At 60.8% G+C, this 25,830-nt stretch carries 24 protein-coding genes and 2 tRNA genes; 16 read left to right on the forward strand and 10 right to left on the reverse strand.

All coding sequences use genetic code 11. The features are described 5' to 3' along the window. Positions 1 to 549: 549 nt before the first annotated feature. From THECO_RS17640 to THECO_RS17680, 9 genes are all read left to right on the forward strand, one after another. The gene (locus THECO_RS17640) at positions 550 to 1,059 is read left to right on the forward strand and encodes a sigma-70 family RNA polymerase sigma factor (protein WP_015256373.1); all 510 of its coding nucleotides are present in this window, start codon (positions 550 to 552) and stop codon (positions 1,057 to 1,059) included. Between the two features lie 4 nt (positions 1,060 to 1,063). Then, complete coding sequence (locus tag THECO_RS17645; protein WP_232427711.1) at positions 1,064 to 2,272, forward strand: anti-sigma factor; 1,209 nt, start codon at positions 1,064 to 1,066, stop codon at positions 2,270 to 2,272. Between the two features lie 381 nt (positions 2,273 to 2,653). Further along, positions 2,654 to 3,655, forward strand: a complete 1,002-nt coding sequence (locus THECO_RS17650) for a dihydroxyacetone kinase subunit DhaK (RefSeq protein WP_015256375.1) — start codon at positions 2,654 to 2,656, stop codon at positions 3,653 to 3,655. A 36-nt stretch (positions 3,656 to 3,691) separates the two neighbouring features. Continuing rightward, a complete protein-coding gene (dhaL, locus tag THECO_RS17655; protein ID WP_015256376.1) occupies positions 3,692 to 4,345 on the forward strand; it encodes a dihydroxyacetone kinase subunit DhaL in 654 nt (217 codons plus the stop codon). Positions 4,346 to 4,393: 48 nt separating this feature from the next. Next, positions 4,394 to 5,422 carry a LacI family DNA-binding transcriptional regulator gene (locus THECO_RS17660; protein ID WP_015256377.1) on the forward strand — a complete coding sequence of 343 codons (1,029 nt, stop codon included), beginning with the start codon at positions 4,394 to 4,396 and terminating at the stop codon, positions 5,420 to 5,422. A 249-nt stretch (positions 5,423 to 5,671) separates the two neighbouring features. Further along, the gene (locus THECO_RS17665) at positions 5,672 to 6,580 is read left to right on the forward strand and encodes a dihydrodipicolinate synthase family protein (RefSeq protein ID WP_015256378.1); all 909 of its coding nucleotides are present in this window, start codon (positions 5,672 to 5,674) and stop codon (positions 6,578 to 6,580) included. A gap of 22 nt (positions 6,581 to 6,602) precedes the next feature. Next, positions 6,603 to 7,058, forward strand: coding sequence for a tripartite tricarboxylate transporter TctB family protein (locus THECO_RS17670; RefSeq protein WP_015256379.1), 456 nt, complete (start codon positions 6,603 to 6,605; stop codon positions 7,056 to 7,058). 17 nt (positions 7,059 to 7,075) lie between these two features. Continuing rightward, entirely contained in the window at positions 7,076 to 8,581 is a 1,506-nt protein-coding gene (locus tag THECO_RS17675; protein WP_041853984.1) for a tripartite tricarboxylate transporter permease, read from the forward strand. Between the two features lie 30 nt (positions 8,582 to 8,611). After that, the gene (locus tag THECO_RS17680; RefSeq protein ID WP_015256381.1) at positions 8,612 to 9,688 is read left to right on the forward strand and encodes a tripartite tricarboxylate transporter substrate binding protein; all 1,077 of its coding nucleotides are present in this window, start codon (positions 8,612 to 8,614) and stop codon (positions 9,686 to 9,688) included. Between the two features lie 129 nt (positions 9,689 to 9,817). Here THECO_RS17680 and THECO_RS17685 read toward each other — a convergent pair whose 3' ends face one another. Genes THECO_RS17685 through THECO_RS17695 form a run of 3 tightly spaced genes read right to left on the reverse strand, consistent with a single transcriptional unit; the run spans position 9,818 to position 13,124 of the window. Then, the gene (locus THECO_RS17685) at positions 9,818 to 10,687 is read right to left on the reverse strand and encodes a transglutaminase family protein (RefSeq protein WP_015256382.1); all 870 of its coding nucleotides are present in this window, start codon (positions 10,685 to 10,687) and stop codon (positions 9,818 to 9,820) included. Beyond that, the gene (locus THECO_RS17690; RefSeq protein ID WP_015256383.1) at positions 10,684 to 11,637 is read right to left on the reverse strand and encodes an alpha-E domain-containing protein; all 954 of its coding nucleotides are present in this window, start codon (positions 11,635 to 11,637) and stop codon (positions 10,684 to 10,686) included. Before THECO_RS17690 ends, THECO_RS17685 begins: the two co-directional genes overlap by 4 nt. A gap of 41 nt (positions 11,638 to 11,678) precedes the next feature. Continuing rightward, entirely contained in the window at positions 11,679 to 13,124 is a 1,446-nt protein-coding gene (locus THECO_RS17695; protein WP_015256384.1) for a circularly permuted type 2 ATP-grasp protein, read from the reverse strand. A 393-nt stretch (positions 13,125 to 13,517) separates the two neighbouring features. On the opposite strand from THECO_RS17695, the gene THECO_RS17700 reads away from it, so the two are divergent. From THECO_RS17700 to THECO_RS17725, 6 genes are all read left to right on the forward strand, one after another. Then, positions 13,518 to 15,857 carry an ABC transporter permease gene (locus tag THECO_RS17700; protein WP_015256385.1) on the forward strand — a complete coding sequence of 780 codons (2,340 nt, stop codon included), beginning with the start codon at positions 13,518 to 13,520 and terminating at the stop codon, positions 15,855 to 15,857. A 14-nt stretch (positions 15,858 to 15,871) separates the two neighbouring features. Continuing rightward, on the forward strand, positions 15,872 to 16,636 hold the full coding sequence (locus THECO_RS17705) for an ABC transporter ATP-binding protein (protein WP_015256386.1): 765 nt from the start codon (positions 15,872 to 15,874) through the stop codon (positions 16,634 to 16,636). Between the two features lie 75 nt (positions 16,637 to 16,711). After that, positions 16,712 to 18,025, forward strand: a complete 1,314-nt coding sequence (locus THECO_RS17710; protein WP_015256387.1) for an MFS transporter — start codon at positions 16,712 to 16,714, stop codon at positions 18,023 to 18,025. Between the two features lie 174 nt (positions 18,026 to 18,199). Beyond that, positions 18,200 to 18,276: transfer RNA gene (locus tag THECO_RS17715), tRNA-Pro, on the forward strand. A 123-nt stretch (positions 18,277 to 18,399) separates the two neighbouring features. After that, positions 18,400 to 19,446 carry a LacI family DNA-binding transcriptional regulator gene (locus tag THECO_RS17720; RefSeq protein ID WP_015256388.1) on the forward strand — a complete coding sequence of 349 codons (1,047 nt, stop codon included), beginning with the start codon at positions 18,400 to 18,402 and terminating at the stop codon, positions 19,444 to 19,446. Between the two features lie 162 nt (positions 19,447 to 19,608). After that, a complete protein-coding gene (locus THECO_RS17725) occupies positions 19,609 to 20,064 on the forward strand; it encodes a VOC family protein (RefSeq protein WP_015256389.1) in 456 nt (151 codons plus the stop codon). A gap of 120 nt (positions 20,065 to 20,184) precedes the next feature. Here THECO_RS17725 and THECO_RS17730 read toward each other — a convergent pair whose 3' ends face one another. Then, entirely contained in the window at positions 20,185 to 21,243 is a 1,059-nt protein-coding gene (locus tag THECO_RS17730) for a hypothetical protein (RefSeq protein WP_157373626.1), read from the reverse strand. A gap of 247 nt (positions 21,244 to 21,490) precedes the next feature. Between THECO_RS17730 and THECO_RS17735 the strand changes: the two genes are divergently transcribed. Continuing rightward, positions 21,491 to 22,003 (forward strand): GNAT family N-acetyltransferase, encoded by a 513-nt coding sequence (locus THECO_RS17735; RefSeq protein WP_041853986.1) that lies wholly within the window; start codon positions 21,491 to 21,493, stop codon positions 22,001 to 22,003. Between the two features lie 63 nt (positions 22,004 to 22,066). Here THECO_RS17735 and THECO_RS17740 read toward each other — a convergent pair whose 3' ends face one another. The 6 genes from THECO_RS17740 to pdxS all read right to left on the reverse strand — a co-directional run bounded on the left by THECO_RS17740 (position 22,067) and on the right by pdxS (position 25,824). Further along, complete coding sequence (locus THECO_RS17740; RefSeq protein ID WP_015256392.1) at positions 22,067 to 22,219, reverse strand: small acid-soluble spore protein P; 153 nt, start codon at positions 22,217 to 22,219, stop codon at positions 22,067 to 22,069. A gap of 28 nt (positions 22,220 to 22,247) precedes the next feature. Further along, a complete protein-coding gene (locus tag THECO_RS17745) occupies positions 22,248 to 22,595 on the reverse strand; it encodes a hypothetical protein (RefSeq protein ID WP_015256393.1) in 348 nt (115 codons plus the stop codon). 251 nt (positions 22,596 to 22,846) lie between these two features. Continuing rightward, positions 22,847 to 22,935, reverse strand: a tRNA-Ser gene (locus THECO_RS17750). Positions 22,936 to 23,016: 81 nt separating this feature from the next. Beyond that, a complete protein-coding gene (gene serS, locus THECO_RS17755; RefSeq protein WP_015256394.1) occupies positions 23,017 to 24,297 on the reverse strand; it encodes a serine--tRNA ligase in 1,281 nt (426 codons plus the stop codon). Positions 24,298 to 24,303: 6 nt separating this feature from the next. Continuing rightward, positions 24,304 to 24,906, reverse strand: coding sequence for a pyridoxal 5'-phosphate synthase glutaminase subunit PdxT (pdxT, locus tag THECO_RS17760; protein ID WP_041854636.1), 603 nt, complete (start codon positions 24,904 to 24,906; stop codon positions 24,304 to 24,306). Between the two features lie 36 nt (positions 24,907 to 24,942). Continuing rightward, a complete protein-coding gene (gene pdxS, locus THECO_RS17765) occupies positions 24,943 to 25,824 on the reverse strand; it encodes a pyridoxal 5'-phosphate synthase lyase subunit PdxS (RefSeq protein ID WP_015256396.1) in 882 nt (293 codons plus the stop codon). Positions 25,825 to 25,830: the final 6 nt, after the last annotated feature.

Genomic DNA, 25,830 nt, shown 5'->3' on the forward strand with positions numbered 1-25,830 from the left:
CCGCGGCCTGTTTGAACAGGACATTGTCTGCCGTCTTCCTGCCATCCCAATACGCTCTTAGCATGCTCGGAACACAGCCTGAACGACAATGTATGGGTCGGTTGCCTCCAATACTCGATTTTGATAAAATTACACTTGACTGCAGGAGCCGGCGCAATCTGTCGGTCATCCCGCAGGTCAACAATTCAGTCGTATCAAGGCTTCTCGGCTTTGCGCCGTTAAGCGACAGTTTCCTAATCTGTGCGTCGTGGGTTCGAGTCCCACCGTGGCGCGCCAGTTCCATAACAGGCTTGTCCCGCAAGTGGTTGCGGGATTTTTTATGTTCCGGGCCGCGGCGCCATGGCGCCCGCCCTGCGCCGCGGCGTCCGGGGCCGCCGCCGACCCGGATGTCGCGGCCATTCCCGCCCGGCCCCCCTCCCCGCAGGCGCGGGACCACCGCCGAGGAACCCCGTCCTCGGCTTATTTGTTGCCGCGCCGGCGCATTTCCCCTGCCCGCCTGTTACCGTTCGGCGTTTCGTTCGTCTTATGTATGGACGAAGGGAGGAGCCTATGAAACTATCGCTCGACCGGATTTATCGCGCCCATGTTCGCGATCTGTCCCGCTTCCTGCTCTTCCTGTGCCGGGATCCCCACACGGCCGAAGACCTGGTTCAGGAGACGTTCTTCCGGGCGTACCTGCACCTGGAGCAATACCGCGGAGGCTCCGTCAAATCCTGGCTGTTCTCCATTGCGTACCGGGCGTACCTCGACCATTACCGCAAGCACCGGCGCGTGGTGGTGAAGGAACAGCGGTTCTTCGCCGGCTTGTCCGCCGAGCCGGCGCAGCCGGACGCCCTCATCGTGTGGGAGGAAATCCGGGAGATCGTCCGGCTGCTGCATCATCTGCCGGAAAAGCAGCGGTACGCCGTGCTCCTCCACGACATCCACGGGCTGTCCCAGGCGGAAGCGGCAAGCGTGATGAACGTTGCGACGAGCCATTTCAAAGTCCTGCTGTTCCGGGGCAGACAAGCGATCAGACGCAGAAAGGCGGGAGAACATGACGGACGAACGGAGAGATGAACGGATGAATGAACGACAACCGGAAGACGAGGGGAAACAGAAGGAAGAAAGGCTGACGGATGACAGGGAGCTGAAGGATGCATTCAGGCGGAAATGGGCGGCCTATGCGAAAGGGGAACTGGCCGGCGCGGAGCTGGACGCCTTCGAACAGGAGCTGGCCCGGCTGGAAGCCTACCAGGAGCTGTTGCAGGAAAACGGCGACGCGGACGGAGGCGGCAAGGAGAACGAGGCGCGAATCGTCCGGCGGGGAAAATGGAAGGCGCGCTTCCAGACCGCGCTGACGGCGCTCGCCCTCGCGCTCGCCTTTACCGTCGCGTCCGCGATCCTGACCGCGGTCTATTATTCCTGGGGCGAGCCGGACCGCGTCCACGTATACCGCAACGTCATCGACCACACCCTCGCGGTCACCGACCCTTACGGCTATCCGGGCGGGACGAGCACCGCGACGAAATTTTTCTTCGGACTCGAGGCGACCCGTCCGCTGCACATAATCGTGGGGAAGGAGCAAATCGAGGCCGGGGAGCTCACCGTCCATTTCCTCTTCTCGCTGGCGACGCGGACGGAGGCGCACATGTACGGCCGCATCTCCCGGAGCGTTCCGGCATTTTATGCCCTCGGCGGCGCGCACGCCGCCATGTCGGACTGGGACCGGCTGGAGGCGCTGCCGGAAGGCACCGTCGCCTCGGCCTACGTCTCCTTCGATCGGCTGATGGAAACGCAGGACGTGCTGGACGCCTTCGCGGACAAAAATCTCGATCTGCTGTGGCTGGCGGTGGACACGGGCGGCGCCGACGGCGATCCGCACGCCGGAGTCGCGAATCCGCCTCTCGGGTTCCCCCGCTACCCGATCTGGCACGACGATGATTTCACCGTCACGGAAGAAAGCGAACGGCGCGTGGGATTCGGCGGCAAAATCGTCTCGCGTTCGGCGGTTTCGCCGGCATATGAGGACAACGACGCCGGCGTTCTGCAGCGGCAGTTCATGAAGACGTTGAAGTTTCTGGCCGGGCATGAACGGCTGGTGAACAGGATCACGGCGGGCCGCCTGCGGCTCGCCGAGCGGATGGAATACCTCGAACGCCACGGCATTCGCCACCACGGCGCCGTGATCACCGGTCCGACGAAGGAACTCCTCGGCCTGCGGGAAGAAGCGTGGGTCGCCGCGCTGAAGGTGGATGAGGTCGCCCTGTGGAACTGGGTTCCGCGGGAATAAAAGCAAACGCGAAGCACACGGTTCCGCCTTTCAAACCGGGAACTGTCGGTCTTCGCCCGGCTGTCGGCGCGTACGGCAACGGGACTTGTTGCGCCCTCCTGCAGAACACGATCTGCCGGGAGGGCTTCGTTTCTGCATGCGTCCGTTCAATATTTTTGACTTTGCGTATTGAACTGTAAACGGTTCCATACTATAATGTCCGTATAGTAAAACGTTATCCTATTTGACCGGGCGAATGCTCAGAAAAACTGACGCGCAAACGCTGAAAATCTGATTGTTCGGCCTGTTTTCTGGTCATTTTCACAGGAATCGCAACGCAATAATAGTATAACGTTTTACTATTGCCTGAATCTTAATAATCGGGGAGCGAGTGATGGCCTGATGAAGAAGTTCATCAATAACCCGGAAAAAGTGGTCGACGAGATGCTGGAAGGCCTGCTGCTGGCGCACGGCGATCAACTGCGCAGCGTCAGAAGCGACAATCGCGGGCTTGTCAGAGCGGATGCGCCGGTGCAAGGCAAGGTCGGCATCGCCACGGGAGGCGGCTCGGGGCATCTTCCGCTGTTCCTGGGCTACGTCGGCAAGGGCATGCTGGACGGCGTGGCGGTGGGCGATATCTTCGCATCGCCGAGCTCCAGGGTCATGCTGGATGTGACCAGGGCGATCAACGGCGGCAAAGGCGTTCTCTATATCTACGGGAACTATGGCGGAGACGTCATGAACTTCGATGCCGCGGCCGAGCTGGCCGATCTGGAAGGCATCCGGGTCGAGAGCGTGGTGGCGACGGATGACGTGGCCTCCATGCCCAAGGGCAATGAATCGCAGCGCCGCGGCGTGGCGGGCCTGTTCTATCTGTACAAGCTCGCGGCGGCCAAAGCGGATACGGGCGCCGATCTGGATGAGGTGAAGCGGATAGCGGTCAAAGCCAATGACAGGGTCCGCTCGATGGGTGTCGCCCTGAGCCCGTGCGTGCTGCCGGCGGTGGGACGGCCGACGTTCGAAATCGGCGAAGATGACATGGAGATCGGCATGGGCATTCACGGCGAGCCGGGCATCCATCGCGGGAAGATCCGGACGGCGGATGAGGTGGCGCAAACGCTGGTGCAGAGCATCCTGGAGGATATGCCGATTCCCGCCGGAGACCAGGTGTCCGTGCTCATCAACGGCTTGGGCGCGACTCCGCTGGAGGAGCTGTACATCATTTACAGGGCGGTGCACAAATTGCTGGAAGAGCGCGGCATCCGCATCTACAACCGGTATATCGGCGAATTCGCGACTTCGATGGAGATGGCCGGCTTGTCCGTATCCATCCTGCATCTGGACGACGAATTGCGCGAGCTGCTCGACGCTCCTTTCGAGACGCCTTTCCGCATGCAAGAATGACACTATCGAACGACACCGGCAAAGGAGTGCACAGCGTTGGCAGAGCTGCTTGACAAGGAAGACATCATCCGAATCTTCGAGATCATCAGCCGGATCATGGATGAGCACAAGGACGAGTTGTGCAGGCTGGATGCGGCGCTGGGTGACGGGGACGCGGGTCTCACGGCGTCCAGAGGCTTCAAGGCGGTCGTTGACAACTTCCCGAATCTGCGGGAAGAGGATATCGGCGGCCTGCTCATCCAAAGCTCGCTCGTAATGGGCGAGGCGGTCGCATCGACCATGGGAACGCTGCTCGCCACGGCATTGATGCGCGGCGGCAAAGCGGTGCACGGCAAGCGGGAACTGTCCGGCGAAGATGTCATTCGCATGTTCGAGGCGATGGTCCAGGGCATCGCCGACCGCGGCAAAGCCCGGGTGGGCGACAAGACGATCCTCGATTCGCTGGCGCCCGCGACGGAAGCGATGGGGGCCGCTCGGCAGCGGGGAGCCGGGCTTGATCAGATGTTGAAGGAAGCCGCCGAAGCGGCCAAGCAAGGAGCCGAGCGGACGGCGTCGATGCAGTCCAGACACGGCAGGGCGAGCCGGTATTTGGAGCGGTCCATCGGTCATCAGGACCCCGGAGCCACGGTGGGAGCTCTCATTGTCCAGGGATTTGCAGACTATGTCAATAAAACCTCCTCTGCTCAATAGAACATGATATATTTGTAGTGGTCACATGAGTGAGTCGAGGAGGTTCCCATGAAAAGAGTTACCATCAAAGATGTGGCAAAGCACGCGGGGGTGTCGATCGGAACCGTATCGAAGGTATTGAACAACAAAGGTTATGTGAGCGCCGAAATCAGGGCCAAGGTCCGGGAAGCCATAGAAAAACTGAACTATCAGGTCAACGCCAATGCGCGAAGCCTGAAATCGGCGAAAACCAACAAGATCGGCGTCATTGTGTCCGATATTTCCAACATTTACATGATGACGCTTGCAAAGACGATCGAAGATCGGATTCGCTCGATGAATTACCATATGATCATCATGAGCCACAACGAGGATCCCCAGACGGAGCGGGAAGTGCTGCAATTGGTCATGGAGCAGCAGGCGGACGCGCTGATCCTGGCTCCCACCGGCTCCAACGCCAATGCCAATCTGATCCAGACCGTCATCGACCGCAATATTCCGGTCATCATCGTGGACCGGGAAGTGGAAGGGATCGTCACCGACACGATCGTGGACGACAATTATTACGGTTCGTACGAGGCGATCTCGTATCTTCATTCTCTGGGACACCGGAAAATCGGCGTGATCTATGGCACGGAAAGCATCTCGCTCGGCAGGGAGAGACTGCAAGGCGCATGGGACGCCGTCGTCGAACTGGGGTGCGTGGCGGACAGAAGCTACTTTGTGCCGGGCAAATTCAAAACCGACGAGGCTTACCATGCGACCATGGAATTGCTGCTCATGCCCGACCCGCCGACGGCCATCTATTGCTGCAACAACTCCATGACCGTCGGCATGCTGAAGGCGATCCTTGACCGCGGGCTCCGGATCCCGGACGACATCTCGGTCATTGCCTTTGGAACCGCCAGCCAGTGGGAGCTGTTTCAGCCGCCGCTCACGCTGATCACGCAGTCGCTCAAGAGGATCGGAGTCGAAACGGCCGCGATCCTGAAAAACCGGCTGTTGATGGAGGACGGATCGTCGTTTGAACACAAACGGATGGTGATCAAGCCGGAGCTCTTGATTCGCAGTTCATGCGCAAAACCGCGTGACATGTGAGTCGTTACGACTGGGCAAGATCCGCATGCATGTCCATCCGAGTTTGCCCGGATCGTATCTTTTGCCATATCGGTAAAACGTTATATCATCATTCCGCAGCCAATACAACCAAACATGCGGGCTTGCAAGAAAAATCGTTGTTTTTTCTTATTCTAAAACGCTTACACGCCCGCTTGTCTGCTCGTTTCTCAATGAAACGTTTTACTATTTCTCTTGCTTGGTGGAGAGAAAGCAAAAGGAGAGAGAGAGTTGAAAAAACTTCAAGGCGTCGTCACCGCCATGGTGACTCCATTTGACAAGGAAGGCCGGGTTCAACACGACAAGCTCGAGAACCTGACCGAATTTCTCATCGGCAAGGGCGTCAACGGCTTGTATCCGCTGGGGACGACCGGCGAGATGCTGCGGCTTTCCGTACCGGAACGCAAGGCCGTCGCGGAGACGGTGATCAAGAAGGCGGGCGGCCGGGTGAACGTATTCGTTCACGTGGGCGCGATGAATGAAAGCGAGACGATTGAACTGGCGAAACACGCCTGTGAAGCGGGAGCAGACGGCATCGGCGTGGTGACGCCCGTGTACTTCAGCATGACGGACCGGGAATTGGTGCAGTACTTCGTGAATGTCGCGTCCAGCGTGCCGGAGGATTTCCCGGTATATCTGTACAGCATACCGCAATGCGCGGCCAACGACATCAAGCCGCATGTCGCTCAGGAGGTGGCGGAACGTTGCAGGAACGTCATCGGGATCAAATACAGCTACCCGGACTTCCTGCGGGTGAACGAATACCTGATGATCAACAATGAAAGCTTCTCGGTGGTGCCCGGAACCGACCGGCTGTTTCTGGCGGGTCTGGTCATGGGATGCGACGGCGTGATCTCGGGCTGCTCCTGCGCTTACCCGGAACCGTTCGTGGCCGTTTACCGGGCTTATCTGGAGAACGATCTGGCCAAAGCGAGGAAGTTGCAACGGATCGCCATCAAGTACTGCGAGGCGCTGCGCAACGGGTCCAACATGTCTTACTTCAAAGAAGCGCTGAGATTGCGGGGGATTGATGTCGGATATATGAAGGCGCCTCAACTGGATCTGACGGGAGACGAAATCCGCGATCTGGAGGAAACGCTGAACCGTTTGAACCGGGAGGCGGAGGAACTGTTCGCTTAATCGGAAGAAGGAAGTGAAGCGGATGATCAGACAGAATGCCGGAATATGGGCCGGCATTGTACTGCTGTTGTTCTCGGTGTTCGTGTTTTGGCAATCCTTCTCACTGCATTACAGAACGGCGTTCGGACCGGGACCGGGCATGTTCCCCAGATGGCTGTCCGGCATCCTGATCGTGCTCTCGCTGGTGTATATCTGGCAATCGGCCAGGAAGGAGATCTTCCGGTTGTCCGAGATATTGCCCAAGGGAGAAGGCTTGATCAATATCCTGTCCGTTCTCCTTTCGGTCTTCGTTTTCATGGTGATCGTCAATCGCACCGGCTTCATGATTGCCGGAACAGCGATGTTGTTCATCGTTCTTTTCCGCCATTTCAAATGGTACGCGGCATTGATCATCGCTTTTGTCGTTACGCTGATCCTGTTCCTGATCTTCAAACCGTTGCTCGGTGTCCCGATTCCGGTTAATCAATTCGGCTGGTGAGGATGTGACATCCGGATATGGATTCATTAATGCAGCTTCTGGGGGGGTTCGAAACAGCGCTCTCCTGGTGGAATCTGTTCTACTGCCTGGTCGGCGTAACGGTGGGGATGCTGGTCGGCGTGCTGCCGGGGCTGGGTCCGGCTACGGCCACGGCGCTGCTCATCCCGATCACCTTCGGGATGGATCCGATATCCGCCATCATCATGCTCGCGGGGATCTATTACGGCGGCATGTACGGCGGAACCATCACCTCCGTGCTGATCAATACGCCGGGTGAAGCGGCCTCGGTCATTACATGTCTGGACGGATACCCGCTGGCCAAACAGGGACGGGCCGGCGTCGCGCTCGGGGTGGCCGCGATTGGCTCCTTCATCGGCGGCACCATCTCGATCATCGGGCTCGCCTTTATCGGGCCGGCGCTCGCGGAATGGGCGCTCAAGTTCGGTCCTCCGGAATTTTTCGCGCTCATGCTGTTCGGACTCGTGATGGTCGTCGGCCTGATGGGCAGGTCCTTGATCCGCGGCTTGATCGCGGCGTTTCTCGGCTTGATTCTCTCGCTGGTGGGACTCGATCCCGTCTCCGGCGCGCAACGCTTTACATTCGGCCAGCCGTTCCTGCTGGAAGGGTTCGATATCGTGACCATCACGATGGGCCTGTTCGGCATATCGGAGATCCTGCTCGGCATGGAAAGCATGTACAAGACGGGCGAACTGCCCAAGGTCAAGGGACTGCTGCCCAGACGCGACGAATGGAAGCCGACGATGAAAGCGATCGGTCGGGGAACGGCGCTGGGGTTCGTCTCGGGTCTCGTGCCCGGGACAAGCTCCACGATTCCCGCCCTTCTCTCCTACTCGCTGGAGAGGCAGATCGCCAAGGACAAGTCGCGTTTCGGCAAAGGCGCGATCGAGGGGGTGGCGGGCCCTGAAACCGCCAACAACGCGTATTGCGGTTCGGCGCTCATTCCCTTGTTCACGCTCGGCATTCCAAGTTCGCCGACGATCGCCATCCTGCTTGGCGCGTTCATCATGCACGGCCTGACGCCGGGACCGACGCTGTTCATGGAAAATCCGAACTTCGTATGGGCGATTATCGCCAGCATGTTCATCGGCAATCTGATTCTGCTCATCATGAACCTGCCGCTGGCGGGCATGTGGGCGAAGGTGGCATTGGTGCCGCCGAAGCTGCTGTACCCGATCATCCTGCTCATCACGGTGCTCGGCGCGTACAGCATCAACAACAGCCTGTGGGATGTCGGCGTGATGTATGCTTTCGGGATCATCGGATATTTCATGAAGAAGCTCGATATCCCGATGGCGCCGGTCGTGCTGACCATCGTGCTCAGCAAGCTGATGGAGACATCGCTCACCCAATCCATGACGATATTCGAAGGCAACATGTTCGCGTTCTTCCAACGCCCGATTTCCGCAACCTTGATCGTATTGTCCATCGTTGTTTTGATCTTCAGCGTCTTCGCTGAAGTCAAAAATAAAAAATCCGCTCTGGCGGGAGACATTGAAATGTAGTGGCGAACAACAAGAGGGAGGCATGAGAAGATGAAAAAGAAGAAAACGTTAACGGGCTTCATTGTGGTGATGTTGGTGTTGTTCCTGGCGGCATGCGGTTCGAGCGGTTCAAGCGGTTCGAGCGGATCATCCGACAGCGGTTCCGGCGGCAATTCCGGCACCAGCGCCAGCACGAGCAGCAATTCCGGCTCGCAGGCATCCCAACAATCCGAAGCGAAGGACACGGCTTCCAAGTATCCGGAAAGGGAGATCCAGCTGATCGTTCCGTTCGCCGCGGGCGGCGCTTCGGACAGCATTTCCCGCATCATCGCCAAAGGGATGGAAGAGCATCTGCAGAAGCCGGTCGTTGTCGTGAACAAGACCGGCGGCACCGGCGGCGTGGGACTGTCGTTCGTCGAGGCCAGCGCCAACGACGGATACATCATGGGCTATACGCCGGTCGAACTGACGATGCACAAACCGCTCGGACTCTCCGAGCTGGAGCCGAGCAAGTTCGAGTTCATCGCGCAGGTAACGAAGATTCCCGCGGCCGTTACCGTGCCGATCGACGCTCCGTACAACACGCTTGAGGAATTTGTCGAATACGCGCGCAACAACAAGCTCACCGTGGGAAGCTCCGGCGCGGGTTCGATCTGGCATGTGGCCGCGGCGGCGTTCGGCCAGGCTGCAGGCTTCGAATTCAACCACGTTCCGTTTGACGGCGCCGCTCCTGCCGTTACGGCGCTGATGGGCGGACATATCGACGTCGTCATGGTCAGCGTCGGCGAGGTCAAGAGCGGGATCGAAGCGGGCAAGCTGAAGCTGCTCGGGGTCATGAGCAACGAGCGCGATCCGAACTTCCCGGATGTCCCGACGCTGAAAGAGGCGGGATACGATGTGGAAATCGCCGGCTGGGGAGGATTCATCCTGCCGAAGGGTACTCCGCAAGACATCATCGACATCCTGGCCGAAGCCATCGAGAAAGCGGCGCAATCGGATGAATTCAAGGAATTCACGCAAAAGCAAGGCATGCTGATGGAGTACAAGAAAGGCGCGGAATTCAAAGAATTCGCGGAGTCGCAATTCCAGTTCTTCTCCGAGCTGATTCCGACGATGGGCTTGAAGTAATCCTGATTTAACGGAAAAGCCGCGCTTTCATGCCTGGTAAACTGCTCCCCTCAAAGCAGGCGCCCGAAATCACAAGAGGCCGCTTTGAGGGGAGTTTTGCTCAACGCACAAGACCAAAAAAAAAAACCATCAACCCGCGTCCGCCAGCCGCACATCGACCTTGACCTGCAGCGTCTGCTCCGGCGTGCCGCGGTAAATGCCCTTGACGGGCACGATATCGTGATAATCGCGGCCGTGGCCGAGCTTCACGTAGCGCCAGTCGATCATATTGTTGTTCGTCGGGTCGATGCCCTGCCAGCCGAGGCCGGGGATATACACCTCCACCCAGGCGTGGGAGGCCTGCTCGAAGTCCGCATCCCGCCCCCGCAAATCCCCCACGAAATGATACCCGCTCACATAGCGCGCCGGCACGCCGTGAATGCGGCAGACGGACAGCATGAGGTGGGCGAAATCCTGGCATACTCCCGAGCCGATCTGCAGCAGCTCGTCCACCGTCGTATGCACCCCGGTGGAATGCGGCTTATACTCGAAGTCCCGATAGATCTTGTCTGCGGCGCTCTTGACGAAGCCGAGGACGTTGCCGCTTGCCTCCCGCGGTATGGCCGCCGCGTATTCCCGGGCCGCCGGATGGAAGGAGACGACGGAAGTCGGCAGCAAATACTCCGCGAACTCATTGACGAACGAATCCCGCTTCAGAAGCCCCCAGGACTCCTCCGCTCCCCAGGCCGATTGCCAGGGCACCTCCTGGTCCCGCGTCACCACGGTGGAATGGGCCGTAATGACAAGTTCGCGGTGGGGCTGCCAGGCCGTAAAGCAATGGACCCGGTTGCCGAAATCGTCCTCGTAGGACGCCAGCAGCACATTCGGCTCAATCGTGATCCGGTGCCGGTAGCAGGCCTGGCGCTCATCGGTGCGGGGCGACAGGCGGAGCTCATTGACACTGTCCGTAACCATCGCGCCGTAGGTGTATTTGGTGACATGGCAAATGTCCAATTTCATAGGACGACCTCGCTTCCAGGGGAAAAAAAGACGTTGGCCATGGCGTCGCCCAGCTGCCGGTTCGCCGCAAGCAGCCCTTGCAGCACGTCATTCATCGTATGGGCCGTAATATCTTCCTTCTCCAGCCAGCCCAGTTCCGAGCGCGCCTTGCCCGCGATGCGGATCAGCCGGTCCAGCGGCGGATTGGAGCGTTCCGCATACGCTTTGAGCGCCTTGAGATGCTGCTCGAACCGGCCCACCGCATACTGGACGGAACGCGGGAACCGGTCCTCCAGGATGAGGAAACGGGCCACCCCCTCCAGCGACATGTCATCCAGTTCCAGCTTGCGGAAGGCCTCGTAGCCGCCGGTGGACGTCAGCACCACCTTGGAATGGGCGAAGGCCGCATCCCGGCAGTCGCGCACCACCCGGTGGACGAACAGCAGCATGCGGACCACATTCTCGGAGCGTTCCAGGAAGCGTCCGCTTTCGATCAAATGCCAGGATTCATCCCGCAGCATGATGGACGCCGCCATGCCCTGAAAGGCCGCCAACTCCTCGATAATGCGCTGGAAAAACCGGTGCGGCGACTGCTCCAGCACATGGGAAAGCTGCACGCCCCTGAGCCACAGGTAAAAGCCGTTCAGCATGTTCCACAGCTCGGCGGGCAGCTGTTCCCGCACCTTCTTGAAATTGTCCCTGGCATGGACGACGCAGGACAACAGGGAATTGTTCATGGACGGATCGAGCAGCAGAAAATAAAGCACATCGCGCTCGTTGTAGGTTGCATGGCGCGCTTCGTAAACGCCGGTGTCGCCGATCGCCTCGGTCATGGTGCGCCAGACGCTCTCCTCTTCATCTCCGCCCAGTTCCCGCATGTGATAATGGACATCCAGAAGCCTTGCATGATTCTCCGCACGCTCAATATACCGGCCGATCCAGAACAGCGATTCCGCGCTTCGATCCAGCATCGCATCCACGCTCCCCTGCAAAAACTGTTTACCGCCGGTCTCTAGGCCAACACCCAGGTGTCCTTGCATCCTCCGCCCTGCGAGGAGTTCACCACCAGGGACCCCGCCTTCATCGCAACCCGCGTCAAGCCGCCCGGCAGCACATGCACGCGGGAACCGTCGTAAAGAGCAAACACCCGCAGGTCGATATGCCGCTCCTCCAGTTCCCCGTCGATCACCACCGGAGAGGTGGACAGCTTCAGGGCCGGCTGGGCGATGTAATGGTCCGGGTTCGCCCTGATCTTCTCCGCGAAGGCCATCCGCTCTTCCTCCGTGGACGTCGGGCCGACGAGCATCCCGTACCCGCCCGACAGGGACGTCTCCTTCACGACCATCTGCTCCAGCCGCTCCAGCACGTACTCCCGTTCCTCGGGCCGGCTCATCAAATAGGTCGGGACGTTGTTCAGGATCGGCCGCTCGTTCAGATAGTAGCGGATCATCTCCGGCACGAAGGTGTAGATCGCCTTGTCATCGGCAACCCCCGTGCCCGGCGCGTTCGCGATGGCCACGTTGCCGAAGCGGTACGCGTTCATCAGCCCCGCCACGCCCAGCAGGGAATCCGGCCGAAAGGCCAGCGGATCGAGAAAATCATCATCAATGCGCCGGTAGATGACATCCACCTTCTTGAGTCCCGACATATGGCGAATATAAATATGATGGTCCCGGCACACCAGGTCGCGGCCTTCGACAAGCTCCAGACCCATCTGCTGCGCCAGAAAGGTATGCTCGAAATAGGCGGAATTGTAGCTGCCCGGCGTAAGCAGCACGATCACCGGCTCGCTCCTGCCGGAGGGCGCAAGCTCCTTGAGGGCGTTGTGGAAATCCTGGAGCGTCCGGTCGATGCCGCGCACCTTGTAGCTGAAGAACAGCTCCGGAAAATCGTGCTTCATGATCGAACGGCTCTTGTAGATATAGGAGAATCCGGAGGGCGTGCGCAGATTGTCCTCCAGAACGTAATAATCCCCCTTCTCATCCCGCACCAGGTCGATGCCCGCCGCCGTCACATACACGCCCTTCGGCACCGCGAGCTTCATCATCTCGGTGCGAAAATACCGGTTGCCCACAATCATGCGCCTCGGAATCAATCCGTCCTTCAAAATGCACTGCTCGTGATAGATATCCGCCAGAAAAGCATTGAGCGCCCTCACCCGCTGCTCGATTCCCTTCTCGATCACGCTCCACTCTTCCGCCGGAATGATGCGGGGAACAAAATCGAAGGGAATCGTCCTTTCCAACGCTTCCCGGCTCGCACCGGACAAAGTAAAAGTGATGCCTTCCTCAAGCAGCCGGGAGTTCATCAATTGCTGCCGGTTAAGCCGCTCCTCGCGGCTCATGCCGGACAATTGCCGGTGTACCCGCTCATAGTGGGGACGCACAGCGCCGCCGTCGTACATTTCGTTGTAGAAGGAGGAAGGCGGGACCGCAACCGATTGTTTGCCGCTTTCCATGATCATGGCCCCTCCCCGGACGGATATGGAATTTTTATCTAATTGTATGCTCTTCGCAATTGTATGTCAATTATGTTTACATTAATTCGCCATTTATTATGGATTTATGCCATATATCTGACAAATATATAACACGATTATGACAAAAGGAGTGCGCACCCTCCCGCGGATCGCGATCCGCCGGGCGGCTTTTTCATGATGCAAACGCCCCGCACATCCCCGCGGACTGCTTCCGCGAACCGATCCCCGCCGTCCACCGGAACGAGTCCAAGTTCATGCCGCGGACGGATCAAGCCCGACGGCCGTCTTGCTACAATCGTCTTGCAATGCAAATGACTTCCTGCAAATTCAACCTTAGGTCAACCACAGCACGGGAAAGGAGCCATTCGGCGCATGCTGCTGCATCTGCTCAAGCGGGACCTGGGAAAGAAAAAAACCGTCTCCGCCATCCTCTTCGCCTTCGTCCTCCTGTCGTCGCTGCTCGCATCCGCCGGCGCCGGGCTGATCCGCGAACTGGCCGGCGCCGTGAGCGGGCTGCTCGGGACATCGGCCGTGCCCCATTATGTGCAGATGCACAGCGGCGCGCTCGATCCGGCGGCGATCGAACGATGGGCCGCGGACAATGCGCTCGTCGACGCGCACCAGATCGTCGAGATGGTTCCGGTGAAGGGAAGCCGCATCACCCTGGGCGACCACGCCGGGCCGGAAAGCGCCAGCGTCATGGATTTCTACTTCGTCAAGCAGAACGAGAAATTCGATTACCTGCTGAACCTGTCGAACGAACGCGTGGAAGTGGCGCAAGGCGAGATCGCCGTTCCGGTCTACTTCAAGGAGCGGCGGAACCTGGAGATCGGCGACCGGGTCCGCATCGCGCACCGGGACTTCGTCATGGATCTTGCGATCCGCGATTTCGTCCGGGACGCCCAGATGAACCCGTCCATCGTCCATTCGAAGCGATTCGTCGTCCATCCCGCGGACTATGAGACCCTGAAGCGCCGCGCGGGCGCCGTCGAATATCTGATCGAGTTCCGGCTGAAGGACGCCGGGACAATCGCCGATTTCCACGCGATGTACCAGGCGTCGGACTTGCCGAAGACCGGACCGTCCGTCGATCTGAACCTGTTCCGCATGCTGAACGCGCTGACCGACGGCGTTCTGGCGGCCGTGGCGATCCTCGTCAGCCTGCTGCTGGTGTGCATCGCGATGCTGTGCGTCCGCTTCACGCTGCTGGCGACGTTGGAAGAGGACTATCGCGAGATCGGCGTGCTGAAGGCGATCGGCGCTTCGCGGCGGCACATCCGCGGCATCTATCTGGCGAAGCATGCCGCTCTCGCCGCGGCGGCATCCCTGTGCGGCTGCGCCGCTTCCTTCCCGGCCGCTCGCCTGATGTCGTCCGACATCGCGCTGTATCTGGGCAAAACGGACCGCGGACTCGCATACTTCGCCCTTCCGTTCGCCGCCTCCGCCGTTCTGTGCGGACTGATGATCCTGTTCTGCATGCTGGTGCTCCGGCGATTCGGCCGGATCCCGGCGGCGGAGGCGCTGCGCTCGGGCGGCATCGGCGAGGCGGAGATCAGCCGGAGCCGCTGGCGGCTGCACCGCAGCCGGCTGATGCCCGTTCCGGTGTTCCTCGGCCTGCTGAACGTCTTCCAGCGGCCGCGCATGTTCGGGCTGCTGTTCTTCGTGTTCGCCGCGAGCGCCTTTCTGATGCTTGTGCCGGTCCATTTTCTCAATACGATGGAGTCGCCCGGATTTATCGCCTATCTGGGGATCGGCCGGAGCGACCTGCGGATCGATCTGCAACATTCGGAACGGATGGAAGAGAGGTTCCGGGAAGCGGTGGACGCGATCCGGCGGGATGCCGACGTGGAGCGGTTCTCTCCGCTGGTCGCGAGCCGGTTCCGCGTGCTGAACGACGACGGCACCGTCGGCCAGTTGAACGTCGAATCGGGAGATTTCACCATCTTCCCCCTGGAGTATGTGCAGGGCGGCGCGCCGAGAGACGACAACGAGATCGCGCTGTCCGTCCTGAACGCGCGGGAGATGGGCAAGCGGGTCGGCGACACGATCCGGCTGCTTGCGGGCGGCGAAGAGCGGACAATGGTCATCAGCGGCATCTACCAGGACATCGCGAACGGCGGGCGCACGGCGAAGGCAAGGCTGCCCCATGATCCGGACGCGGCGCTGTGGTACACGATCAGCCTCGATCTCAAGCCCGGCGTCGACCCGCAGGCGAAGATCGCCGAATATGAGCGGGCGTTCGGGCCGGCCAAGGCGACCGATCTTCCGGGCTACATCCGGCAGACGCTGGGGCAGACGATCGCGCAGCTCCGCAGCCTGGCGATGCTCGCCTTCGCCGTCGCGATCTTCCTGTCCATGCTGATGACGGCGCTGTTCCTGAACCTGCTGACGGCCAGGGATCGATCGCATACGGCGATCATGCGCGCCATCGGATTTCAGCACCGGCACATCCGGACGCAATATGTCGCGATGGCGCTGGCGGTGCTGGCCGCCGGCATCGCCGCCGGGACGATCCTGGCCAATACGGCCGGGCAATCGCTGGCCGGGGCGGTCTGGTCGCTCCTCGGCGCGTCCGATATCCGCTTTGTCATTGAGCCGGTGCAGGCCTATGTCGTGTGTCCCGTGATCTTGATGCTGGCGGTCTCCGCGGCCGCATGGATTGGCGCGGAATCGGCCCGCAAAGTCAACATTGCCGAGATGATCAAGGAATAAGGAGCGTGGGCGCGATGGCGCTGCTGGAAGCCGTGGATGTAAGCAAAACCTTCCGGAACGACGGCCGGGAAACTCCCGTTCTTCAGGATATCCGTCTGCGGATCGGCCAAGGGGAATTCATTTCCGTCATGGGGCCGTCCGGTTCGGGCAAATCCACGCTGCTGCTTACCCTGAGCGGTCTGGACCGGGCAACTTCCGGCCGGGTGCTGCTGAAGGGCAGGGATCTGACGAATCTGGACGAAGATGCGCTGGCCGTCGTCCGCCTGCATCATGTCGGTTTCGTATTCCAGCATTTTCATCTGATGCGCAATCTGACGCTGCTCGACAACATCGTCCTGCCCGCCTGGCTGGCGGGCGGACGGGACCGAGAGCGCATCCTGCGGCGGGCCGAAGAGCTGATGGAGATGACCGGCATCGCCCGTCTGGCGGACCGCGACATCTCGCAAGTCTCCGGCGGGCAGCTTCAGCGGGCGGCCATCTGCCGGGCGCTCATCAACGATCCGGATATTCTGTTCGGCGACGAGCCGACCGGCGCGCTCAACTCGCAATCCGCCCGCGACATCATGCGGCTGCTGGCCGACATCAACCGCCGGGGCACGGCGATCCTGCTGGTCACCCACGATCCCCGCGTCGCATCCTGCGCCGAGCGCGTGCTGTTCATGCTGGACGGCCGGCTGGCGGCGGAGAAAAGGCTGGGCAGACCCGCGAGCGGCAGCGACGACGAGCAGCGGGAACGGGAAAGCGAGCTGACCGAATGGCTCGCCGGCCTGGGCTTCTGACGCCGCTCATAAAGGACATGCCGGCGCCATAGGGATGGATCAATCGAAATTCGGCGTTGAAAGGAATGGAACCGTTTGGATTTTCGCAAATTTCTGATCGTCTGGGCCGGGCAGCTGCTGTCGATGGTCGGAAGCGGGCTGACCGGCTTCGCGCTCGGCGTGCACGCCTACGTGCGCACGGGGATGGCCACGCACGCCGCGCTCGTGACTTTGTCGTCGTTCCTCCCCTCCATATTGCTCCGGCCGATCGGCGGCATCCTGGCGGACCGCTTCGACCGGCGGCTCATGATGATCATCGGCGACATCGGCTCCGCGGCCGGCGTCGCGTTCATCCTGATCTTCATGACGGCCGGCGAGCCGGGGCTGTGGCCCGTCTACGCCGGCGCGACCGTCAGCTCCGTCTTCGTCGGCATCCAGAGCCCGGCGTACAAGGCCTCGGCCACCGACCTGCTCACCGGGGAGCAATATTCGAAGGGCAGCGGACTTGTCCAGCTCGCGGAATCCGCCCGCTTCCTGCTGTCGCCGTTCCTCGCCGGCTGGATGCTTCATCAATTCGGGATCGCAACGGTGCTGGCCATCGACATCGCCACCTACATGACGGCCGTGCTCACGGTGTTTCTGATCCGGAAGCGGATGAAGCCGGCGCGCGCGGCGGACGAAGGCGGCCGCTGGCTGGCGGAGCTTCGGGACGGCTGGCAAGCGGTCACGGTCAATCGCGGCGTCTTCCTGCTCATCCTCATGATCTCGCTGGTCACGCTCTTCCTCGGATTTCTGGAGACGCTGATCGGTCCGATGGTGCTCTCCTTCTCGGACGCCCGGACGCTGGGAACCATCCAGACGCTGTGCGCGCTCGGCATGCTGGCGAGCAGCCTGCTGCTCGGGATATTCAGCGTCGGACGCCGCTACGCGGACATCCTGGCGGCCGGTCTGTTCATCGCGGGCATCGCGTTCAGCCTGATCGGCACGACGACGAACGTGTATTTCATCACCGCTTCGGGCTTCCTGTTCCTGGCGGCGATGCCCTTCGTGAACATGAGCTGCGACGTGATGATACGATCGAACATTCCGAACGAGATACAGGGACGGGCATGGGGGATCATCGGCATTCTGTCCCAGCTCGGCTTCATCGCGGCCTACGCGACGGCGGGACCGCTCGCCGACTACGTGTTCAATCCGCTGCTGGAAGACGGCGGACCGCTCGCGCCGACCGTCGGCCGGCTGATCGGCACGGGACCGGGCAGGGGCATCGGCTTCATGTTCGTCATCTGCGGCCTGCTGACGGCGGCTTCGGCGCTCGTCCTGTCCCGCATCCGATCCATCCGCGCGCTGTCCGCCAATGTTGCCAGCGGCCCGGGCGCGGAAAACGGCCGCGCCGGAGAACCGGCCTGACCTTACGGCGCGGATGCTGTCGCCCCGTCGCCGATGAAGCGCCCTCCCGAGGCGGGATTGCCGTCGGGCGGGGCGCATCTTCGGTCCGCTGGCACAAATTTTTAGCTTTCCGCTCTTTACAACGGCATCTGGCTGTGCTAAAATCATCATTGCTTGTTTGAAATGACGGCACATCGAGACGTGGCTCAGCTTGGTAGAGCGCTTGGTTCGGGACCAAGAGGTCGCAGGTTCAAATCCTGTCGTCTCGACCATTTACAACGAAAATGCGGGCATGCCCGCATTTTTTTATTTCCTTCGTCCGTTATTGACAGCCGATCGGCCTGCATGTAGCATCTAGTTGAACGCGCTTGCAATGCAATGGAGGTTTGCGCCGCATGGCCTCGAGACGAAGCGAGATCAACAGCATCGAGATCGCGCGGTTGGCCGGAGTTTCCCGCAGCACAGTCAGCCGCGTCATCAACAACTACCCGAACGTCCCTCCCGAGACGCGGGAGAAGGTCATGCGCGTCATCGAGAAATACAACTATTTCCCGAACATGTCCGCCCAGGTGCTCGCCGGCAAGAAGACGCGGACGATCGGGCTCTTCCTCGTCGGCGCCGGCAGCGTGGCCGGCGACATCGTCGCGAACATGCTCATCTCCGGCGTCATCGAGAACGCGTCGGGCTGCGGCTACTATGTCCTGACGCATATACTCCGCAGCACCTCCGACAGCGACGCGGTCAAACGCGTGAAGGAAATTTTCTATCAGCGGCGCATCGACGGCGGCATTTTCATCGGCGCGCCGAACGAGGAGCCGCTGATCGAATCGCTCATCGCCGAGGGGTTCGCCGTCGGCATCGTCGACCAGCATCTCCCCGGCAAGTCCGATCCGAACCGGCTCGTCGTGAACTTCGACAACGCGACCGGCATGGAGCTGGCCGTAGGCTACCTGGCGGAGCTGAACCACCGGGACATCGGCATCATCAACGGCGCGATGAACCGCTACTCGGGCCCGGACAAGTACGAATCGTTCCGCCGCGCGATGGAGCGCCGCGGACTTGCGGTCAACCCCGACTGGGTGCTGCCGGGCGATTTTCACGAACCGGCCGGCTACGAAGCGATTCACCGGCTTCTCGCGTGCGGCAAGCCGCTGCCGACCGCGATCATCGCCGCGAACGACAGCGTCGCTTTCGGGGCCATGAGAGCCCTCAGGGAGCACGGTCTGCGCGTGCCCGATGACATCTCGCTCATCGGCTTCGACGACCACGTGCTGAGCGCCATGCAGCAGCCCGCGCTGACGACGGTCCGCGTCGACTTCGAATCGCTGATGAAACAGCTGACGGACAGGCTGATCCGCTACATCGAAACGGGCACCCCGTTCATCGAGCCCTATGTCACGTCGTCGGAGCTGGTCATCCGCGATTCGTGCCGGAGGCTGTAGGCGCCGGCTTTTCTGCTGACGATTGTGAACACGTGTTCACGAGCGCATAACCGCATCCCGTTTCGGGACAAGGTAAGAAAATGCAAGTCCGTCCGGCCCCGGCAGCCGGGGCGCTGTCAGATCGCACGCCGGACCCAAACCAACAAAGGAGTGTCATCCTCCATGGCAGACAATGTGCTGGGCACGAAGGTCGTCACGCAGATCGGCATTCTCGTCCGCGACATCGAGAAGACCGCGCAGGAGTGGGCCGATTTTCTGGGCATCGAGAAGCCGAAGATCATCGTTACCGACACCGTCGACATCGCGCAGACCGAGTATCGCGGCTCCAGGACGCCGGCCCGCGCGAAACTCGCGTTCATCGATGCCGGCCAGCTGCAGATCGAACTGATCGAGCCGGACCACGAGCCGAGCACCTGGCGGGAGTACCTCGACCGGCACGGCGAGGGCCCGCATCACATCGCCTTCGTCATCGACGGCATGCAAGAGAAGGTGCTTCAGCTCGAAAGCCGCGGCATGCCGCTCATCCAGAAGGGCGAGTACACCGGCGGACGCTACGCTTACATGGACACGTTCCGTCAGTTGAAAGTGCTCGTCGAACTGCTCGAGAACGACAAATAAGGCCGTCTGACGCCTTCAAGCCCGCCGTCGCATCGGATGCGCATGGCGGTCATGCCCTGAACACGGCGCGGGCCGAGCCGCCGGATATCGCGGCGGTTCGGCCCGTCTTGCCGTGACGTCTCAGAACGCGAAACCGGAAAAGAGCGATTGCCCGAACTCCTCCATGCTCATCGCGTCCGACGGAATGTCGTGTTCAAAGGTCACGTCCCGGTTGATGTTGTCGTAGCGGATGTTGAACGTGAAGCCGACGACGGTCGTCTCGCCGTTTTCCGCCGCCTCGATTTTCCCCTTGAACGCCTGATAGACCATATAATCGCCCTGGATTGCGCCCGTGATGCCGAGCTCGTGGATCGTCAGGCTATCCTTCAGTTCTTCCAGCCGGTTCCGCAGCGAGTCCGGATCGTTCGCCGCAAGCTCATCCTTCGCTTGCCTCAGCTCGTCTTCCGTAAGCATCAATGCGGAGCGGTAGGCTTCGTTCTCAAGCAGGAGATCGATGAGTTCCGGCGCGATATGATCGACCAGCGCCTGAATGAACGATTCGAAGTTGTCTTGCGTAATGCCGAATCGGACATACCGGTCGGCCTTCAGATCCGCGGGCAGACCCGGAACCTCATCCTTCTTCAGTTCACGGAAGTAGTCCTCCTCGTCCAGATGCCGCATGAGGATGTTCAGCATATCGACCGACAGCTTCCGCTGCGTCTCGACATCGATCGGCAGCAGCCACTCGCCCGTCGATTCCGCCAGTTCGGCCAGATCGAACTCGACGAATCTGCCCGCCGCGTCCCCGAGCGGCAGCAGCGGAATGTCGGGAATCCGCGCATACATTTTGTCAGCCGTCAGGATGATCGGAACCTCGATCGTGAACGCCAGATCGCCCGGGATCTTCAGCTTCAGGATCATCTCCATCCGCAACGGGTCCCGGACGTACGCGCCGCGGACGGAAACCGACAGGTCCCGAAGCGAGTCAAAATAAGACAGCGCCATCCCCCGATCGCCGGACGGCAGTTGCAGCTCGTCGATAACGAACGAACCGTCGAACGTGTAAGATTTCATCTTCATCGACGCGGCCCAGGCGTTCTGCATCGCCTCGCCGACCGGCGTCTTCTTGCCGCAAGCCGACAACGTCAGCGCGGCCGCCATTAGGACGGCCAGCAGCACGGCCCACCGGCTCCTTCGCATTTCTCCCCGCATCCCCTTTCCTAATCAACCGCATGCATGGCTATCTTATTTTAAACGATTCGTCCGGGTGCGGGAAGTGGGCGGCGCCGAATCGGCAGCATTTATGATGTGAAGGCGGATAAATCCTGCAATGGCATCCGTTGATCTGTTGTCTGTTACGGGGCGTTGATCGATTTTCAAGCTTCGCAAAAGGCCGCCCGAGCGTTAGGATAAAGAGTGAAGACCACAGAAAGGATGGACATTGTGCATGGAGCTCTCATTCCGACTCGTCACGACACCCGAAGACATTGAGACCACGGCGCGGCTCGCCGACGAAATCTGGAAGGAGCACTACATCAGCATCATCACGGCGGAACAGATCAATTACATGCTGGACAAGTTCCAGTCCGTTCCCGCGATTTCCGATCAGATCGGGAATCAGGGGTACGAGTATTACCTGATGCTGGTGGACGGCGATCCCGCGGGTTATCTGGCGATCAAGCCGGAGGCGTCGAAACTGTTCCTGAGCAAGTTCTACCTGCTGAAAGCGTACCGGGGAAGGGGGTTCGGAAGCCGGGCGATCGGCTTCCTGGCGGATTTGTGCAAGGAGCGCAAATTGAGCGCGATCTGGCTGACCGTGAACCGGCACAACGCTTCATCGATCGCGGTATACGAGCGCAACGGCTTCAGGATCGTGCGCACCCAGGTGGCGGACATCGGCGGAGGTTATGTCATGGACGATTATGTGATGGAGAAAGAGGTTCTGTCCGCCGAAGCATGACGGCTCCGTCAGCGGGTCAGGCCGGCCGGTTGTCCCGGCCGGCCTGACGGCTTTTTGATGCGCTCAAGATCCTTCCCCGTGGTTTTGCCGGCTGTGGTTATGGTTCTTCACCTTCTTGGAGCCGGACAGCGGTTCCTTCACCGTGTCGAACGCATCGTCCCGGCTGTCCCGGCCTTGCCCCGGCCGGGGAACGGCCTGCGACCTCGGCTTCGTCAAGGTTTGACCCTCCTTCGCGATGCTGTGCCTAGGCGTGGGTCAGATCATGCAGCGACTGGGCGCATTCATGCAGATGGCGCCGGTAGTCGGAGATCAATTCCCGGACCGCCTCGGCATGCTCGTCAATCGATCTCCCGCCGCTTTCCACATCCACCAGCTCGACATCGATTTCCCGGCTGTCCAGATAACGGACGGCGAAATCCAGCTTGTACTTTTGCCGGCCGGACGCGTGAATCGTTACGCGCAGCGCCCCCGGATCCGTCCCGTCCGCCCGGACTTCGGCCGAATCCCCGGCGTTTAGCCGCTCCGGCAGCGTGCGACGCCACGCCTCGACCAGTTCGTCCTGCGGTATGGTCAATTGGTCTTTTCCGGTCATATCAAGCACCTCCGCTTCCCGCCGCATGCGGCATCAACGCTATTGTGCCCCGGGCCGCGGAAGAACAAACATCTCCTCGCCCCGACGGCCGATTCCCAGACAAGGAGGGTCATGTACCGCTAACGAGATACTTTTCGAAGCCAAAGCTCCATGATGCCGGCAGCCCAATAAAGGAAGCCCGTAAAAAACCGGACGTTGGTTTATCAACAAGCAAAGCCGACCCCGGAGGTCGGCTTAGATGTTTGCATTTATGGCGGAGAGAGTGGGATTCGAACCCACGTGGGCTTGCGCCCTAACGGTTTTCAAGACCGCCCCGTTATGACCACTTCGGTATCTCTCCGCGCTGGATGAAGCACAGAACATTTTATCACAAGCCGCGATCGGCTGACAACCGATCGCGGCCGGAAACATCAGGAGCGGCTTACGCGGGCCGGATCGCGTCGAGTCCGCCCATGTACGGACGGAGAACTTCGGGAATCAGCACCGATCCGTCCTCCTGCTGATAGTTCTCGAGGATGGCCGCGACGGTGCGGCCCACCGCAAGCCCGGACCCGTTCAGCGTATGGATATACTCCGGCTTGCCCTTCGGCTCGCGGCGGAACCGGATGCCCGCACGGCGCGCCTGGAACTCCTCGAAGTTCGTGCAGGACGAAATCTCGCGGTAGGTGCCGTAGCTCGGCAGCCACACCTCCAGATCGTACGTCTTCGCCGCGGCGAAGCCCATGTCGCCCGTGCACAGCGCCATCACGCGATAGGGCAGGCCGAGCTCCTTGAGCACCTGCTCCGCGTCGGCCGTCAGCTTCTCCAGTTCCGCGTAGGAATCCTCGGGCTTCACGTACTTCACGAGCTCGACCTTGTTGAATTGGTGCTGCCGGATCAGACCGCGCGTGTCGCGCCCGGCCGCCCCCGCCTCGGCGCGGAAGCAGGCCGAATACGCCACGAAATTCTTCGGCAGATCCGACGCGTCCAGAATCGTCTCCCGGTACAGGTTCGTCACCGGCACCTCCGCCGTCGGAATCAGGAAGAACTCCATCCCTTCGACCTTGAACAGGTCTTCCTCGAACTTCGGCAGCTGGCCGGTGCCGATCAGGCTGTCGCGATGCACGATGTACGGCGGCAGCACTTCCTCGTATCCGTGCCGATCCGCGTGCAGATCCATCATGAAATTGATCAGCGCGCGCTCAAGCCTTGCGCCGAGTCCGCGGTAGAAGACAAACCGCGAGCCGGTCGTGCGCGCGGCCGATTCGAAATCGAGAATGCCGAGCCGGTCGGCGATCTCCCAGTGCGATTTCGGTTCGAAAGGGAAGGACGGAGGCTCCCCGTATCGCCGGATCTCCACATTGTCCGCTTCCGACTCGCCGATCGGCACCGACTCGTGCGGAATATTCGGAACGGCGAGCAAGATGCGCTCGATCTTCGCCTCCAACTCCCGCACTTCATCGTCCAATGCCTTGATCCGGTCGCCGACCTCGCGCATCTCGACGATCAGCGCTTCGGCGTCGCCGCCTTCGCGCTTGATCTTGGCCACTTCCTGCGACACCGTGTTCCGCCGGTTCTTCAGCCGCTCGGACTCGGTCAGCAGCTCGCGGCGGCGGCGGTCCAACTCCGGAAAACCGTCGATGAGCTCCGTCGACATGCCGCGTTGCTCGAGCGCCCGGATCACTCTGTCATAATCGCTGCGGAGCAGCTTGACGTCCAACACGTTCTTCTATACCCCTCTCTGATTCACGCTCTTCTCTGCCGCCGCTTCCTCGGCCATGGCGACGAAGTAAGCGTGCAGGGCGCTGTCGTCCGTCAGCTCCGGATGGAATGAGCAGGCCAGCAGACGGTTCTGCCGCGCGGCGACGATCTCGCCGTTATAGACGGACAGCACCTCGACGCCCGGACCGACTTCCTTGATGAGCGGCGCGCGGATGAAGACCGCCCGGAGCGGCCGGTCCAGCCCGGCCACCTCCAGATCCGTCTCGAAGCTCTCGCGCTGACGGCCGAACGCGTTGCGCACAACCGTCATGTCCATCAAGCCAAGGTGGGGTTCCTCTCCGCCGTCGATCCGCTGCGCGAGCACGATCAGCCCGGCGCAGGTGCCGAAGATCGGCTTGCCATCCGCCGCGAACTGACGGATGGCTTCGATGAAACCGTATTTGCGCATGAGCTTGCCGATCGTCGTGCTCTCCCCGCCCGGAATGACCAGACCGTGCAGCTCCGAAAGCTGTTCAACCCGCTTGACGGCGACGGCTTCCGCTCCCGCTTGTTGAAGCGAGCGGATATGTTCCGCGACGGCGCCTTGCAGCGCCAACACGCCAATTTTGATGGTCAAAGTGGATCCCTTCTTCCCTCGAGGGCCCGATTACACGCTGCGATCCTGCATCCGGTCGTAGCCGGTCAGCTGCGAGATCTCGATGCCTTTCATCGGCGTGCCCAGATTTTTGGACACTTCGGCAATCAGCGCGTAGTCCTCGTAATGCGTCGTCGCTTCCACGATCGCGCGGGCGAATTTCTCCGGATTGTCCGACTTGAAAATGCCCGAGCCGACGAACACCCCGTCCGCGCCGAGATGCATCATGAGCGCCGCATCGGCCGGCGTCGCCACGCCGCCCGCCGCGAAATTGACGACCGGCAGCTTGCCGTTCTCGTGAACATAACGCAGCAGATCGTACGGCACGCCGAGCACTTTCGCCTCGTTGTACAGCTCGTCTTTCGACATATTCTGCACTTTGCGGATCTGGCTCATGATCAGCCGCATGTGGCGGACCGCCTCGACGATATTGCCCGTGCCCGGCTCGCCCTTCGTCCGGATCATCGAAGCGCCCTCCTGGATGCGGCGCAGCGCCTCGCCCAGATCCTTCGCGCCGCAGACGAACGGCACCGTGAACTGGTGCTTGTCGATATGATAGACTTCATCCGCGGGCGTCAGCACTTCGCTCTCGTCGATGTAGTCGACGCCGAGCGCTTCCAGCACCTTCGCTTCGACGAAATGCCCGATCCGCGCCTTCGCCATGACGGGAATCGAGACGGCCTTCATGACCTCTTCCACGACCGTCGGATCGGCCATCCGGGCGACGCCGCCGGCGGCGCGGATATCCGCGGGAACCCGTTCAAGCGCCATGACCGCCACGGCGCCGGCCGCTTCGGCGATCTTCGCCTGCTCGGCGTTCATCACGTCCATGATGACGCCGCCCTTCTGCATTTCGGCCATGCCGCGTTTCACGCGAGTCGTACCGGTTTCCATGTCTTC

Source organism: Thermobacillus composti KWC4 (genome assembly GCF_000227705.2).
Taxonomy (GTDB): domain Bacteria; phylum Bacillota; class Bacilli; order Paenibacillales; family Paenibacillaceae; genus Thermobacillus; species Thermobacillus xylanilyticus.